Origin of the sequence: Pseudonocardia zijingensis (assembly GCF_042657305.1) — a bacterium.
Lineage (GTDB): Bacteria > Actinomycetota > Actinomycetes > Mycobacteriales > Pseudonocardiaceae > Pseudonocardia > Pseudonocardia zijingensis.
In genome coordinates this window covers 39,227-53,653 of sequence record NZ_JBHSKO010000014.1, presented here as the reverse complement: position 1 = coordinate 53,653, position 14,427 = coordinate 39,227, and the positions used below count along the sequence as shown (strand labels likewise).

General features: G+C 73.5%; 12 protein-coding genes. 5 read left to right on the top strand and 7 right to left on the bottom strand.

Annotation, left to right across the window (positions count from 1 at the left end; all coding sequences use genetic code 11):
* Positions 1-21: 21 nt before the first annotated feature.
* The 4 genes from ftsX to ACFPL3_RS24790 all read right to left on the bottom strand — a co-directional run bounded on the left by ftsX (position 22) and on the right by ACFPL3_RS24790 (position 3,344).
* Positions 22-924 (bottom strand): permease-like cell division protein FtsX, encoded by a 903-nt coding sequence (gene ftsX / locus ACFPL3_RS24805; RefSeq protein ID WP_343944211.1) that lies wholly within the window; start codon positions 922-924, stop codon positions 22-24.
* A gap of 3 nt (positions 925-927) precedes the next feature.
* Positions 928-1,617 carry a cell division ATP-binding protein FtsE gene (ftsE, locus tag ACFPL3_RS24800; RefSeq protein WP_343944210.1) on the bottom strand — a complete coding sequence of 230 codons (690 nt, stop codon included), beginning with the start codon at positions 1,615-1,617 and terminating at the stop codon, positions 928-930.
* A gap of 73 nt (positions 1,618-1,690) precedes the next feature.
* Complete coding sequence (gene prfB, locus ACFPL3_RS24795; RefSeq protein ID WP_343944209.1) at positions 1,691-2,800, bottom strand: peptide chain release factor 2; 1,110 nt, start codon at positions 2,798-2,800, stop codon at positions 1,691-1,693.
* A 31-nt stretch (positions 2,801-2,831) separates the two neighbouring features.
* On the bottom strand, positions 2,832-3,344 hold the full coding sequence (locus ACFPL3_RS24790) for a PadR family transcriptional regulator (RefSeq protein ID WP_343944208.1): 513 nt from the start codon (positions 3,342-3,344) through the stop codon (positions 2,832-2,834).
* 206 nt (positions 3,345-3,550) lie between these two features.
* Here ACFPL3_RS24790 and ACFPL3_RS24785 point away from each other — a divergent pair, with 206 nt between their 5' ends.
* The 5 genes from ACFPL3_RS24785 to ACFPL3_RS24765 are packed head-to-tail and all read left to right on the top strand — an operon-like array spanning position 3,551 to position 10,240.
* Complete coding sequence (locus tag ACFPL3_RS24785) at positions 3,551-4,528, top strand: ABC transporter permease (RefSeq protein ID WP_343944207.1); 978 nt, start codon at positions 3,551-3,553, stop codon at positions 4,526-4,528.
* A gap of 5 nt (positions 4,529-4,533) precedes the next feature.
* The gene (locus ACFPL3_RS24780; protein ID WP_343944206.1) at positions 4,534-5,466 is read left to right on the top strand and encodes an ABC transporter permease; all 933 of its coding nucleotides are present in this window, start codon (positions 4,534-4,536) and stop codon (positions 5,464-5,466) included.
* The gene (locus ACFPL3_RS24775) at positions 5,463-7,571 is read left to right on the top strand and encodes an ABC transporter ATP-binding protein (RefSeq protein WP_343944205.1); all 2,109 of its coding nucleotides are present in this window, start codon (positions 5,463-5,465) and stop codon (positions 7,569-7,571) included. The genes ACFPL3_RS24780 and ACFPL3_RS24775 overlap by 4 nt, the downstream gene beginning before the upstream one ends.
* Positions 7,572-7,618: 47 nt before the next feature.
* Entirely contained in the window at positions 7,619-9,310 is a 1,692-nt protein-coding gene (locus ACFPL3_RS24770; RefSeq protein ID WP_343944204.1) for an ABC transporter family substrate-binding protein, read from the top strand.
* Positions 9,311-9,328: 18 nt separating this feature from the next.
* Complete coding sequence (locus ACFPL3_RS24765; RefSeq protein WP_379589673.1) at positions 9,329-10,240, top strand: hypothetical protein; 912 nt, start codon at positions 9,329-9,331, stop codon at positions 10,238-10,240.
* A gap of 7 nt (positions 10,241-10,247) precedes the next feature.
* Here ACFPL3_RS24765 and ACFPL3_RS24760 read toward each other — a convergent pair whose 3' ends face one another.
* From ACFPL3_RS24760 to ACFPL3_RS24750, 3 genes are all read right to left on the bottom strand, one after another.
* Positions 10,248-12,449 (bottom strand): FtsX-like permease family protein, encoded by a 2,202-nt coding sequence (locus tag ACFPL3_RS24760; protein ID WP_379589672.1) that lies wholly within the window; start codon positions 12,447-12,449, stop codon positions 10,248-10,250.
* A 1-nt stretch (position 12,450) separates the two neighbouring features.
* Complete coding sequence (locus ACFPL3_RS24755; RefSeq protein WP_379589671.1) at positions 12,451-13,317, bottom strand: ABC transporter ATP-binding protein; 867 nt, start codon at positions 13,315-13,317, stop codon at positions 12,451-12,453.
* 87 nt (positions 13,318-13,404) lie between these two features.
* On the bottom strand, positions 13,405-14,421 hold the full coding sequence (locus tag ACFPL3_RS24750; RefSeq protein WP_343944200.1) for an acyl-CoA dehydrogenase family protein: 1,017 nt from the start codon (positions 14,419-14,421) through the stop codon (positions 13,405-13,407).
* Between the last annotated feature and the right edge of the window lie 6 nt (positions 14,422-14,427).

The following is a 14,427-nucleotide window of genomic DNA, read 5'->3' as shown; positions in this document are numbered from 1 at the left end:
GCTCGGGGTTACAGCGCAGGGCTACAGCCGCACGTACATCCGCAGCGTCACGTAGCCGGTGACGGCCGCGATCCCGCCGCCGATCATGATGAGGATCGGGGCGACCCAGCCGATGTCGGCGAGCTCCACCGGCGGCACCACGCCATTGGCGACGATGCCGGAGAGCAGGTCGTCGATGAACAGGAACTTCCCGGCCACCAGCCCGCCCACGGCGATCAGGGCGCCGATCACGCCGGTGACCACCGCCTCGATGAGGAACGGCAGCTGCGTGTACCAGCGGGTGGCCCCGACGAGGCGCATGACGCCCACCTCGGTGCGCCGGGTGTACGCCGAGATCTGCACCGTGTTGGAGATCAGCAACAGCGCGGCGATCGCCTGCACGATCGCGAGCGCGAACGTGACGTCGCGGAAGCTGCCGATCATGTCGAACAGCTTGGCGACCACTTCCCGCTGGTCGATCACGTTGCGCACGCCCACCTGGCCGTCCACGGCCTGGCGCACGGCGTCCGCGCCGCCCTGCTGGTCGGCGAGCCGCACGCGCAGCGTGGCCGGCAGCGACTGCGGCCGGGCGACCTCGGCGAGCGCCTGACCGGCGAAGAGCTCCTGGAAGTGCTCGTAGGCCTCCTGCTGGCTCTGGAACCGCACGGACTCGACGAGCGGCGACCGTTCGAGCGTGTCGCGCAGGTCGGTGCAGATCGGCTGGCTGCAGTCGAGGTCGGTGGCGGAGACGTCGGCGGTGAGGGTGACCTGCACCTCGAACCGGTCGCTGTAGAGCTGCTCGGTGCGGTCGATCGTGCGCACCGCGAGGAGGCCGGTGCCGACCAGTCCGAGGGAGATCGCGGTGGTGAGCACCATCGCGATCGTCATGGTGACGTTGCGGCGCAGGCCGGTGAAGACCTCGCGGGTGACGAAATCGGCGCGCATGCGCTACCGCCCCACGCCGTAGACGCCGCGCACGTCGTCGCGCACGACGGTGCCGAGGTCGAGCTCGACGACGCGGCGGCGCATCGAGTCGACGATCGAGTGGTCGTGGGTGGCCATGAGCACGGTGGTGCCGGTGCGGTTGATCCGCTCCAGCAGCAGCATGATGTCCTGGCTGGTGTCGGGGTCGAGGTTCCCGGTGGGCTCGTCGGCAAGCAGCACCTGGGGCCGGTTGACGAAGGCCCGCGCGATCGCGACGCGTTGCTGCTCACCGCCGGAGAGCTCGTGCGGCATGCGGTCGGCCTTGCCGGTGAGGCCCACGAGGTCGAGCACCTCGGGCACGACCTTGCTGACGGTGTTGCGCGACTTGCCGATCACCTCGAGGGCGAAGGCCACGTTCTCGCCGACCGTCTTGTTCGTCAGCAGCCGGAAGTCCTGGAACACGCACCCGATGCGCTGGCGCAGCTTGGGCACGCGCCGCCGCGGCAGCTTCGCGACGTTCATGTCGGAGACGAAGATGTTGCCCTTGGTGGGCACGTCCTCGCGCAGCAGCAGCCGCAGGAACGTCGACTTGCCCGATCCCGACGGCCCGATGAGGAAGACGAACTCGCCTTTCTCGACCTGCATCGACACCCGGTCGAGTGCCGGGCGCGTCGAGGTCTTGTACAGCTTGGTGACGCGTTCCAGGCGGATCACGACGCGGAAGGCTACTCGTCGGTCGGTACCACCCCGGGAACCGACCCGCCGAAGCGCTGGTGGCGGCGACGAGTTATGCGTCTGCGGTGGCCTGGCTGCGCCGCCAGCGGATGCCCGCCTCGATGAAGCCGTCGATCTCGCCGTCGAGCACGGCGGAGGGGTTGCCGACCTCGTACTCGGTGCGCAGGTCCTTGACCATCTGGTAGGGGTGCAGCACGTAGGAGCGCATCTGGTTGCCCCACGAGGAGCCGCCGTCCTTGAGCGCGTTCATCGCCGCCTTCTCCTCCTGGCGGCGCCGCTCCAGCAGGCGCGACTGCAGCACGCGCATGGCGGCCGCGCGGTTCTGGATCTGCGACTTCTCGTTCTGGCAGGACACCACGATGCCGGTGGGCAGGTGCGTGATGCGGACGGCCGAGTCGGTGGTGTTGACGCTCTGCCCGCCGGGGCCGGACGAGCGGAACACGTCGATGCGGATCTCGTTCTCCGGGATGTCGACGTGGTCGGTGGTCTCGGTGACCGGCAGGACCTCGACGCCCGCGAACGACGTCTGCCGCCGCCCCTGGTTGTCGAACGGCGAGATGCGCACGAGCCGGTGGGTGCCCTGCTCGACCGAGAGGGTGCCGTAGGCGAACGGGGCGTGGACCTGGAAGGTGGCGGACTTGATGCCCGCCTCCTCCGCGTAGGAGGTGTCGAGGACGTCGACGGGGTAGTCGTGGCGCTCGGCCCAGCGCAGGTACATCCGCATGAGCATCTCGGCGAAGTCGGCGGCGTCGACCCCGCCCGCCTCCGAGCGGATGGTGACGAGCGCCTCGCGCGGGTCGTACTCGCCCGAGAGCAGCGTGCGCACCTCGAGCGAGGAGATCTCGTCGCGGAGCTTGGCGCGCTCGGCGTCGGCGTCGGCGATGGCGGACTGGTCGCTCTCCTCCTCCGCCAGCTCGTAGAGGACCGGCAGGTCCTCGAGCCTGCGGCGCAGGTCCTCGAGCCTGCGCAGGTCGCCCTGGGCGTGGGCGAGCCGGCTGGTGACCCGCTGTGCCGCCTCGGTGTCGTCCCACAGGTCGGGCTGGCCCGCCTGGTCGGAGAGGTCGGCGATCTCGGCGCGCAGCGCGGGCAGGTCGATGACCGCCTCGATGTTCTCCAGCGTGGCGGACAGGTCCTTCAGATCGGCCGCGGCGTCGGGGTTCACAACGCTCCAGGTTACGCCCCGGCCGCGACGGCTACTCGGGTATGGCGTCGAGGAGCTTCAGCACCGCGCGGATGTGGGCCACCGCGAAGTCGGCCGCCGCCTTGCGGTACGGGTCGCGCTCGCGGCGCGCCTCGGCGCGGGCCGCCGCGAGCCGCTCCGTGTACGCCTCCCGGCTGGTGCGCACCAGCTCCGCCCGCTGCCGCGCGGTGAGCGTCCGCGCGTGCAGCAGGCGCAGCACGAGCGGGCTGCGCAGGCTGTCGACACCGCGGCCGGCGGCCACCCACGCGCGGAACGCCCGCTTGCCCTGCGGCGTGATCACGTACTTCTGCGACGCCCGCGCCCCCTGCTCCCCGCGCTCGAGCAGCCCGGCCGCGGCCAGGACGGGGAGCTCGCGGTAGACCTGGCTGCGCGTGACGGAGAAGAAGGCACCGAACCGCTCCGCCGCGGTGGCCACCAGCTGGCCCCCGGACATCGGCCCCTCGTGCAACAGGCCGAGCAGCGCGGCGGCGGTGGCGTTCACGGCGGGAGCTCGCGGGGCCGGCATGCGGGTCACGGTGCCATCCGCAGGCGCGGATTGCCACGACCGGGTGACAGCGTGTGAGGAGAGATCCTTCCCGGGGACCGGGTTCGCGCCGATCTCCGCGCCCGCTTCACGGCGAGCACACAGGGGGCGTCCCTACGTTCCCGCCAACATCCCGGCGCGCGAGGATGGACGCCCGACAGACCCGCCCGGCGTAGGCAAGGAGACGCATGGTCCGGTTCCTGGCGCGGCGCCTCGTGAACTACGTCGCTCTCTGCCTGATCGCGACGTTCCTCGCGTACTCCCTCGCTGCGCTGACGTTCGACCCGCTGGCGAACTTCGCCGAGCGCACGCCGCCCCCACCGGCTGCGGTGATCGAGGCCAAGCGGGCGGAGCTGCGGCTCGACGAGCCCGTGCCAGAGCGGTTCGCCGGCTGGCTCGGCGACGTCGTGCGGGGCGATTTCGGCACGACGGTGACCGGGGTTCCGATCTCGGACCAGCTCTTCAGCCGCATCGGGGTGAGCCTGCGGCTGTTCCTCGTCGGCACGGTGCTCGGCGTGGCGGCCGGGGTGGTCGTCGGGGTGGCGAGCGCGGTGCGGCAGTACCGGTTCAGCGACCACGTCGCCACGTTCCTGTCGTTCCTCGTGCTCTCGATGCCGGTGTTCGTGCTGGCCCAGCTGCTCAAGTTCGGCGGCCTGCAGCTCAACGAGGCGGCGGGCACGACGATCCTCTACTTCCAGGGCGAGGTCACACCGAGCTTCCAGGGCAGCGCCCTGGCCGAGCTGCTGGACCGGCTGCAGCACCTCGTGCTGCCCACCCTCGCCATCGCGCTGGGCCAGATCGCCTACTACAGCCGCTACCAGCGCAGCGCGATGCTCGACGTGCTCGGCAGCGACTTCCTGCGCACGGCGCAGGCCAAGGGCCTCACCCGGCGCCGGGCGCTGTTCACCCACGGTCTGCGGACCGCCCTCATCCCGATGGCCACGCTCTTCGCGTTCGGGTTCGGGCTCCTCGTCACCGGCGGGGTCTTCACCGAGCGCATCTTCGGCTGGTTCGGGATGGGTGACTGGCTGGTCTACGGCGTGCAGCAGCAGGACACGAACATCGTCGCGATCGTCACGCTCTTCATCGCGGTGCTGGTGCTGATCTCGGGCTGGCTGTCCGACGTCCTGTACGCCGCGCTCGACCCGCGCATCCGGATCAGGTGAGCGGCATGTCCGCATCGGTCGAGAGCTCCGGCGCCACGGGGGCCGCACCCGTCGGGCAGCCGGTCGCTGCTGTGGGCACCTCCCGGGGCCGCCTCGTGGCCCGCCGGTTCCTGCGCAACTGGCGGGCGCTGCTCGGGCTCACGGTGATCGTGCTGCTGTTCGCGCTCGCCTACCTCGGGCCGCTGGTGAACCGCTGGGGCTACGACGAGCTGGACTACAGCGCGTTCCTCACCGCTCCGTCGGCCGACCACTGGTTCGGCACCACCCAGGTGGGCGCCGACGTCTTCGCGCAGACGATGCGCGGGCTGCAGAAGTCGCTGGTCATCGGGCTGCTGGTCGGCTTCATCTCGACCGGCCTCGCGGCGGTCGTGGGCGCGGCGGCCGGCTACTTCGGCGGATGGGTCGACCGGGCGCTGATGTGGCTCGTGGACCTGCTCCTCGTGCTGCCCTCGTTCCTGATCATCGCCATCCTCTCCCCCGGGTTCCGCGGCCGGACGTGGCTGGTCTTCGTCGTGCTGCTCGCCGCGTTCGGCTGGATGATCACGGCCCGCATCGTGCGCGGCATGACGCTCTCGCTGCGCGAGCGGGAGTTCGTGAAGGCGGCGCGATTCATGGGCGTGCCCCCGTGGAAGATCATCTTCAGGCACATCGTGCCGAACATGTCGTCGCTGCTGATCATCGACGCCACCATCACGGTCGGCTCCGCGATCCTCGCCGAGACCGGCCTGTCGTTCTTCGGGTTCGGGGTGCAGCCGCCCGACGTCTCGCTGGGCTCGCTGATCGCCGCGGGCACCGACTCCGCCCTGACGTACCCGTGGCTCTTCGGCTTCTCGGCGGGCTTCCTGGTGCTGGCGGTGCTGTCGGTGAACCTCGTCGGCGACGGCCTGCGCGACGCACTCGACTCCGGCTCCCAGCGCGGCACGGGAGGAGCCCGATGAGTCTCGCGGAGCCCCTGTTCGACGAGCCGGCCGCGGCGGACGAGCCGGTCCTCGCCGTGCGGGACCTCGCGGTGTCGTTCCCCGGCGAGGCCGGCCGGGTCGAGGCCGTCCGCGGTCTGGACCTCGACATCGCCCCCGGAGAGGTGCTCGGGATCGTCGGGGAGTCCGGGTCCGGGAAGTCGGTGTCGGCGATGGCCGTCATGGGGCTCCTGCCCGGCCAGGCGCGGATCACCGGATCCGTGCGGTTCCGGGGCACCGAGCTGCTCGGCAAGCCGGACACCGAGCTGTCCCGGATCCGCGGGCGCCGGATCGCGATGGTCTTCCAGGACCCCCTGTCCGCGCTCACGCCCGTGTACACGGTCGGCGACCAGATCGCTGAGGCCCTGCGCATCCACCGGCGCGACCTGTCGGCGTCCGCCGCGCGGGCACGTGCGGTGGAACTGCTCGACCTCGTCGGCATCCCGGGCGCGAGCGCGCGGTCCCGCGCGTTCCCCCACGAGTTCTCGGGGGGCATGCGCCAGCGGGCCGTCATCGCCATGGCGATCGCCAACGACCCCGACCTGATCATCGCCGACGAGCCGACCACCGCGCTCGACGTCACCGTGCAGGCCCAGGTGCTCGAGGTGCTGAAGACCGCGCGGGCCGTCACCGGCGCGGCGATCATGCTGATCACCCACGACCTCGGGGTGGTCGCGGGCACCGCCGACCGCGTGATGGTCATGTACGCGGGCCGGGCGGTGGAGACCGCACCCGTCGACGAGCTGTTCGGGCGCCCGCGAATGCCCTACACCCTCGGCCTGCTCGGCTCGCTCCCCCGGCTCGACGCGGACGAGCGACGGCCGCTCGTCCCGATCACCGGGCAGCCGCCCGCGCTCACCGACATGCCGCCCGGCTGCCCGTTCGCACCCCGCTGCCCGCTGGCCGTCGACCTCTGCCGCGAGGTCGAACCCGGCCTCGAGGTGGTGGCCGCGCAGCACCGGGCCGCCTGCCACCGCAGCGGCGAGCTCGAACGGCGCGACGCCGCCGACGTGTACGGGGCGGAGCCGGTCGCCGGACCGGCCGGGGTGCCGCGCGAGCAGCGCGTCACCGTCCTGCGGGTCGACGACCTGATCAAGCACTACCCGGTGACCTCCGGCACCCTCCTGCGCCGCCGGGTCGGCACCGTGCACGCCGTCGACGGCGTCGGGTTCGACATCCGGGCGGGCGAGACGCTCGGGCTGGTCGGCGAGTCGGGCTGCGGCAAGACCACCACGCTGATGGAGATCCTCGGGCTCGAGGCGCCCGAACGCGGCACGGTGGAGGTGCTCGGGCGCGACGTCCGCACGCTGGGCACGAAGGACCGCACGGCGCTGCGCCGGGACGTGCAGGTGGTGTTCCAGGACCCGGTCGCCTCGCTCGACCCCCGGATGCCGGTCACCGACATCCTCGCCGAGCCGCTCGTCACCCACCGCGTGCCGCGGGCGGAGATCGCCCGGCGGATCCCGGAGCTGCTGGAGCTGGTCGGGCTGGCGCCGGAGCACGCGAGCCGCTACCCCGCGGAGTTCTCCGGCGGGCAGCGCCAGCGCATCGGCATCGCACGGGCGCTCGCGCTCGAGCCGAAGCTCCTGGTCCTGGACGAACCGGTGTCGGCGCTCGACGTCTCCATCCAGGCCGGGATCATCAACCTCCTCGACGAGCTGCGGGTGCGGCTCGGCCTCGCCTACCTCTTCGTGGCCCACGACCTGTCGGTCGTGCGGCACGTCGCCGACCGGGTGGCCGTCATGTACCTCGGGCGGATCGTGGAGATCGGCGACGTGCGCACGGTGTTCCGGGCCCCGCAGCACCCGTACACGCAGGCGCTGCTCTCGGCGATCCCCGTGCCCGACCCGGCCGTCGAACGCGCGCGGGAGCGGATCCTGCTCACCGGCGACCTCCCCAGCCCGTCGGAGCCGCCGTCGGGGTGCCGCTTCCGCACCCGGTGCCCCCGCTACGCCGCGCTCGGCCCGGGCGACCGGCGGCGGTGCGAAGACGACGACCCCGGGCTCGAGCCGCCTCCCGGCAAGGCCCGCGACATCCACGACCACGAGGTGGCCTGCCACTTCGCCGCACCGCACGCCGTGCTCTGACGTTGCACCGGTGAGGGCCCGTTGACGTGACAGGAAGGATCGTCCCGATGCGCATCCGGTCGAGGACCGTGACGGTGGCAGCGCTCGTCGCGGCCATCGCGCTCGCGCTGAGCGCGTGCGGAGGCGGCTCCGGCGGAGGGGGCGGCGGCCAGGTGGTGGCGCCCGACCAGCAGCAGGAGGGCCAGAACGACGTCAACCCGGTGCCCCGCGACCAGATCCCGGACGGAGGCGACCTGCGCTGGCCGCTCGACCAGCTCCCGGACAACCTCAACCGCCTCCAGGTCGACGGCACCCTCGCGGTGAACAGCGAGGTCATCTCGTCATTCCTGCCGAGCAGCCACCGGGTGCTCGCCAACGCGACCGTCGAGGTGAACACCGACTACTTCACCTCGATCGAGCTGACGTCCACCGAACCCCAGGTCGTCACCTACACCCTCCGGCCGGAGGCCACGTGGGACGACGGCACGCCGATCACGTGGCGCGACCTGCAGGCCCAGTGGCAGGCGCTGAACGGCACGAACCCCGAGTTCCAGGTGTCCAGCACGACCGGCTACGAGGACATCGCCTCGGTGGAGCGCGGGGCGGACGACAAGCAGGCCGTGGTCACGTTCGCGCAGCCCTTCGGCGAGTGGCGCAGCCTGTACGAGTTCATCTACCCCGTGTCCACCACCACGGACCCCACCACGTTCAACAGCGGCTGGATCAACGCCGTGCCGACGTCGGCGGGCCCGTTCCGGGTGGACAACATCGACACCACCGCGCAGACGATCACCGTCGTCCGCAACGAGAAGTGGTGGGGTGAGCCCGCGAAGCTGGACCGCATCATCTACCGGGTGGTCGAGCGCGGGGCGCTGGCCGACGCGCTCGCCAACAACGAGCTCGACTTCTACGCGATCGGCTCGGACGTCAACCTCTTCGCCCGCGCGCAGGGCATCCCGGGCACGGAGATCCGGCAGGCCGTCCAGCCCAGCTACAACCACGTCACGTTCGGCGGCGCCCCCGGGTCGCTCCTCGCCGACCCCGCGCTGCGCCGCGCCGTGGCGCAGAGCATCGACCGCCAGACCATCGCCCGCGCGCTGATCGGCCAGATCGTGCCGGAGACCACCCCGCTCGGGAACTACCTGTACGTGCAGGGCTCCAAGGACTACGTCGACCACTCGCAGGTGGTGGCCTTCGACCCGGCCGCCGCGGGCGCCGCGCTCGACGGACTCGGCTGGACCTCCCCCGGCGAGGGGCAGGTGCGCACCAACGGCGGGCGGCCGCTCACGGTGCGGTTCCTCACCGACGCGGGCAACCCCATCACCGAGCGGATCATCGGGTTGGTCACCAACCAGCTCGCCGCGGCGGGCATCGGCGTCGAGGTCGTGCAGGCCGCGGCGGGCGACTTCTTCGACGAGTACATCACCCCGGGCAACTTCGACATGGTGGCGTTCGGCTGGCAGGGCACCGCGTTCCCCGCCACCTCGACCCGCAACATCTACACCAGCGGCGGGGAGCAGAACTACGGCAAGATCAGCACCCCGGAGATCGACGCCCTGTACGACCAGGCGATCCGCGAGCTCGACGACGCGCGCCGGGTGGAGCTCGGCCAGCAGATCGACCAGCTGCTCTGGCAGGAGATGCCGCAGCTGCCGCTCTACCAGTCCACCGGCGCCTTCGCCGTGCGCAGCACGCTGGCGAACCTCGGGGCTCGCGGGTTCGCCGACGTCCGGTACGCCGACATCGGGTTCGTCGGCTGACGCGCCCCGGCGGTCGGCGTGCCCCGCGTCCTGCGGTACGGCCTGCTCACCACCGGGCTCGTCCTCGCCGTGTGCGCCGTGCTCGCCGTCGTCGCGGGCACGGCGCTCGCGGGCGCGTCCGGCCGGCTGACCGCTGCCACCGGCCGGACGTTCGGCACGGTCGTCGCAGCCGACGGCAACCGGGTCGACGTGCGCTGGACGCCGCAGGGCGGCACCGAGCGCACCGACCCCGTCGAGCTCGCGGGCGCGGCTCCGCCTGCGGGCACCCGCACCGAGGTGGCCTACGACCCGGCGGCGCCCGGCACGCCGCTGGTGCCGGGCGCGCGGGCGCTCGCCGACGCGGACAGCGCCCTCGACACCCTCTACCTGACCGGGACCGTCGCCGTCCTCGTGGTTCTGACCGCCGGCTGGCAGCTGCTGAGCCGCCGGCACGCGGCCGCCCGCCCCGCGCGGGGTGTGCCGGTGCGGCGGGTCCGGATCCAGGCCGGGCTCCTCGCCCGCAGCTGGCTCGAGACCGAGGCGTCGCCCCGGCGGTGGATCCCCGTCCACTTCGACCCCGTACTCGTCGGGCTCCGCGCACCCGCAACCGTGCGGGTGCACGGCGATCCGCTGCGGCACCGCCTGGTGGCGGTGGAGGTCGACGGGCGGCTGCTGCACCCCTCGGGGCCGGTGCGGGACCGGGAGCCACGCGGGCGCCGCACCGACAACCCCAGCGCGCCGGACGCCTCCACCCTGGAACGCGCGAAGCGTCTGGCACCCCTGCACCGGCAGCTGAGCGCGGACCTTCCGCTGCTGCTCCCGGCGCCGGTCCTCGCCCTGCTCTGGACCTGGGTCAGCGGCGCCGGTGCCGGCACCTGGGCCGGCACCACCGCGCTGCTCGCCGCCCTCGCGATCTGGCTCGCCGCGCTGCGCGGCTCGGACCCGAGCTGAGCCCGCGTCAGGCCTCCTGCAGCGCCCGGATCGGCGGCACCCGGCCCGCCCGGACCGCCGGGATCATCGCGGCCAGCATCGCGACCACCACGACCGCTGCCACGAGCCCGACGAGCTGCAGCACCGGCAGCGCCGAGGGCCCGCCGTCGAGGCCGAGCGCCGACACCGCCAGCCGGCCGTAGATCGCACCGATCACCACGCCGAGCACGGCCGCGCCGGTGCCGCTCACCCCCGCCTCGAGGGCGACCATCATCCGCACGCCGGGCCGGGAGAGCCCGACGGCGCGCAGCAGGCCGGTCTCGCGCACCCGCTCGGTGACCGACAGCATCAGGGTCACCCCGACGCCGACGACAGCCACGAGCAGCGTCATCCCCACCAGGCCGAGCCCGATCAGGCTCGCGATCGACAGCTCGTTCTCCATCTCGGCGCGCGCCTCGCCCGCGACGCCCACGGTCAGCAGGTCCTCGCTCTCGGCGGCCGCCTGCTCGACGGCCGCGCGGACCGCGGCGACGTCGGCCCCGGGCGCGGGGTCCACGAGCAGGTTGTCGCCCTCGACCCGCACGACCAGCCGGTCGTCGGCCGACAGCTGCTCGGCGAACGCCTCCGCGCTGCTCGGGTCCGTCGCGCCGACGACGACCTCGGCCGGGAACTGCGCGTCGATCTGCTGCTCGGCCCCGGCCTGGACGGTGGCCAGCGCAACCAGGAGCGCGGAGGTCAGGCCGACGCCGAGGGACAGCACCGAGATCGTGGCGGCGGTCCGGCGCGGGACCTGCGCGGCGTTCGCCGTCGCGAGCCGGCCGGGGCCGCCCGCGACGAGGGCGACCAGCCGCCCGACGGTGGCCCCGATCGCGCGCACCAGCAGCGGGCCGGCGGCGATGACCGCGGCGAACGCCGCCATCCCCGATACCGCGACCGCGAGCATCGACTCGAGCGGCGACCCGTCCGACGACGTCCCGACCGCGGCCAGGCCGACGGCGACGACGACCAGCACGCCGGCGAAGACGAGCCGGCCCACCGGGCGCGGCGCGCCGACCTCGCCCGCGCCCGCGGTGCCGAGCGCGGCGACGGGCGGGATCCGGGCGGCGGCGAAGGCGGGCGCGAGCGCCGCCACCACCGTGGTGAGCACCGCCACCAGCAACACCCCCGCCAGCATCGGCCAGGAGACCACGAGGTCCGGCACGTCGGTCATCCCGCTCGACCGCATGGCGGCCAGCAGACCCTGGCCCGCCAGCATCGCCAGCACCTCCCCGAGCAGGCCCGCGACCACCCCCGTCACCAGGGCTTCGGCGAGCACGGCGCGGATCAGCTGTCCCCGCTGGGCCCCGACGCAGCGCAGCAGCGCGAGCTGGGTGCGGCGCTGGGTGAGCACGATCCGGAACGTCGACGCCACCACCACCGCGGCCGCCACCACGGCCAGCCCGGCGAACACCCCGACGCCCACCAGCACGGCCGTGACGGTCTCGGCGGCCTCCTCGCCCTCCTCGGTGCGCTGTTCCTCCCCGGTGACCACCGCGTCGGGGTGGTCGACGACCTCGCCCACCCGGGCCGCCAGCTCGGCGGGATCGGTGCCGGGTGCCGCGGCGACGTCGACCTGCTTCAGCCACCCGTTGACGCCCACCACGTCGTCGACCAGGGCGAACAGCTCGTTCTGCCCCGCCCGTCGCGGGGGCTCGTCCACCACCGCGGTGACGGTGTACGTCCGCTCGGGCTCCCCGTAGTCGTCCTCCGGGATCGTGAGGGTGCCGCCCGCGGCGAGGCCGGTGCGCTGCGCGGTGACCTCGGTGATCGCGACCTCGCCGGGACCGGCGGGCAGCCTGCCCTCCTCGGGCGCCTCGAGCCGCGACAGCGGCCCGGCCATCGGATCGGAGGCCACGGACCACTCGCCGGACGTGCCGTTCGCGGTCATCGTGGCGGTCGAGCCCCACACGCCGACGACCTCGGCCACCCCGTCGAGCTCCTCGATCCCCCCGAGGAGCTCCGCGGCGGCCTCCTCGTCGTACACGTCGAGCCGGGAGGCGTCGACGACGACCGCGGCGGCTTCCGGGGTGACGACGTCGCCCTCGGTGAGGTAGCCGCGCAGGGTCTCGCTGAACAGCGTGGTGCCGGCCGCGAACACGGTGGCGACGATGACGGCGAGGCCGGTGAGCAGCACCCGGCCCGGCTTGCGGCGGGTCTCGGCCAGCAGCACGGCCGATGCGGACGCCACCACGTCAGGTCCCCGCCCGCATCGGGGGCCCGGCGAACCGGCCCTGCGGCTGCCCCTGGGGCGGCCCCTGGGGCGGGTGGCCCGGTCCCGGGTGCGGAGGTGGGGGCGGCGACCCGGCCCGGGACAGGGACGACAGCGCCGCGAGCACGGTGTCCGGCCGCGGGTTCGGCAGCACGCCCGCGAGCTGACCGTCGCGGAGCAGGACGACCTCGTCGGCGTAGGAGGCGGCGACCGGGTCGTGGGTGACCATCACGACGGTCTGCCCGACGTTGCGCACGGAGGCGCGCAGCAGGTCGAGCAGCTCGTGCCCGCTGGCGGTGTCGAGGTTTCCGGTCGGTTCGTCGGCGAAGACGACCTCCGGGCGACCGAGCAGCGCGCGGGCCACCGCCACGCGCTGCTGCTGACCGCCGGACAGCTCGGTGGGGCGGTGGCGCAGCCGCTGCCCGATGCCGAGCAAATCGATTAACATCGCTCGCCATCCCGGATCGATCGACCGACCGGCCAACCGGGCGGGGAGCTCGATGTTCTGCTCGGCGGTCAGCTGGGGCAGCAGGTTGAAGCTCTGGAACACGTAGCCCACGCGGTCGCGTCGCAGCGCGGTGAGCTGGGCGTCGTTGCACTCCGTGAGGTCGGTGCCGCCGAGCATGACCTGCCCCGACGTGGCCGTGTCGAGGCCGGCGAGCAGGTGCATGAGCGTGGACTTGCCGGAGCCGGACGGCCCCATGATCGCCGTGAACCGGGCCGCGGGGACCTGCAGGTTCACGCCGTCCAGGGCTCGCACCGCGGCGTCACCGCGGCCGTAGATCTTGACGAGGTTCCACGTGGAGGCGGCCACCGGGAGCGGGGGCCGGGGGGCGGGAGGCGCGGTCACGTCCCTCCTTCAGTCGGTCGGGTGGTGTCGCTGGGGAGCGATTCACCCGACCGTAGCAACCGACCCCCGGCGCTCCCGGCCGCCGGTTCACGGGAGGGTGAAGGCCGCGATCCGCTCCCGGTGGCTGTCGGCGTCGCCCCACTGGCCCGCGAGCCGCTTGGCGCGCTTGTAGAAGAAGTGCGCCTCGTGCTCCCACGTGTAGCCGATGCCCCCGTGGTACTGGATCATCGCGCCGGTGGCCTGCACGGCCACGTCGCTCGCCTTGGCCTTCGCCACGCTCACCGCGAGCGGCGCGTCGGGCAGGGCGGTGTCCACGGCGTGCGCGGCGTACAGCGCGGCGTGCTCGGCCATCGTGACGCCGACGTGCAGGTCGGCGAGCGCGTGCTTGATCGCCTGGAACGACCCCACGGGCACGCCGAACTGCGTGCGCTCCCGGTCGTACGCGACGGTGCGCGTGATCGCCTCCCGCGCGACGCCGACCAGGTCGGCCGCCACGAGCACCGTGGCCCGGGCCCGCAGCTCCTCCACCACCTCGGCGGTGGCACCGGGCAGCGCCTCACCGGCACCGGCGTCGAGGTCGGCCAGCCGGGTGGTGCCGTCGTAGGACCCCCGCGGCGTGGCCTGCGCGCCCTGCACCAGCGCCAGCCCCGTTTCCGACGGTGCCACCACCACGTCGGCAACCGCCCCGTACTCGACCGCGGGGAGCGGCCCCGGCGCCGTGCCGCGCCCCGTGAACGCCCCGACGGCGTCACCCGCGGCGAAGCGCGGCAGCCACGCCGCCTTCTGCTCGTCCGAGCCGGCCAGCCGCACCGCCTCGGCCGCCAGCACGGTGCCCCGCCACGGTCCGGGCGCGACCCCGGCACCGAGCGCGCGGGCGATCACCTGCGCCTCCACGAGGCCGAGCCCCAGCCCGTCGTGGTCCTCGGGCACGAGCACTGCGAGCCAGCCCTGCTCGCCCGCGGCCTTCCACAGCCCGGCGGGGTGGCCGTCGCCCTCCGGCGCCTCGACGACCGCGCGCACGGCGTCCAGGTCGAACCGCTCGGCGAGGTAGCCGCGCACGGCGGCGTCGAACTCGCGCTGGTCGTCGGTCAGTGCGAAGAACATCCCCGC

What these genes read in the sequence shown, in the direction of transcription:
- ftsX (WP_343944211.1), bottom strand. Translation starts at nt 924, where the DNA reads ATGCGCGCCGATTTCGTCACCCGCGAGGTCTTCACCGGCCTGCGCCGC.
- ACFPL3_RS24790 (WP_343944208.1), bottom strand. Translation starts at nt 3,344, where the DNA reads ATGCCGGCCCCGCGAGCTCCCGCCGTGAACGCCACCGCCGCCGCGCTG.
- ACFPL3_RS24785 (WP_343944207.1), top strand. Translation starts at nt 3,551, where the DNA reads ATGGTCCGGTTCCTGGCGCGGCGCCTCGTGAACTACGTCGCTCTCTGC.
- ACFPL3_RS24780 (WP_343944206.1), top strand. Translation starts at nt 4,534, where the DNA reads ATGTCCGCATCGGTCGAGAGCTCCGGCGCCACGGGGGCCGCACCCGTC.
- ACFPL3_RS24775 (WP_343944205.1), top strand. Translation starts at nt 5,463, where the DNA reads ATGAGTCTCGCGGAGCCCCTGTTCGACGAGCCGGCCGCGGCGGACGAG.
- ACFPL3_RS24770 (WP_343944204.1), top strand. Translation starts at nt 7,619, where the DNA reads ATGCGCATCCGGTCGAGGACCGTGACGGTGGCAGCGCTCGTCGCGGCC.
- ACFPL3_RS24750 (WP_343944200.1), bottom strand. Translation starts at nt 14,421, where the DNA reads ATGTTCTTCGCACTGACCGACGACCAGCGCGAGTTCGACGCCGCCGTG.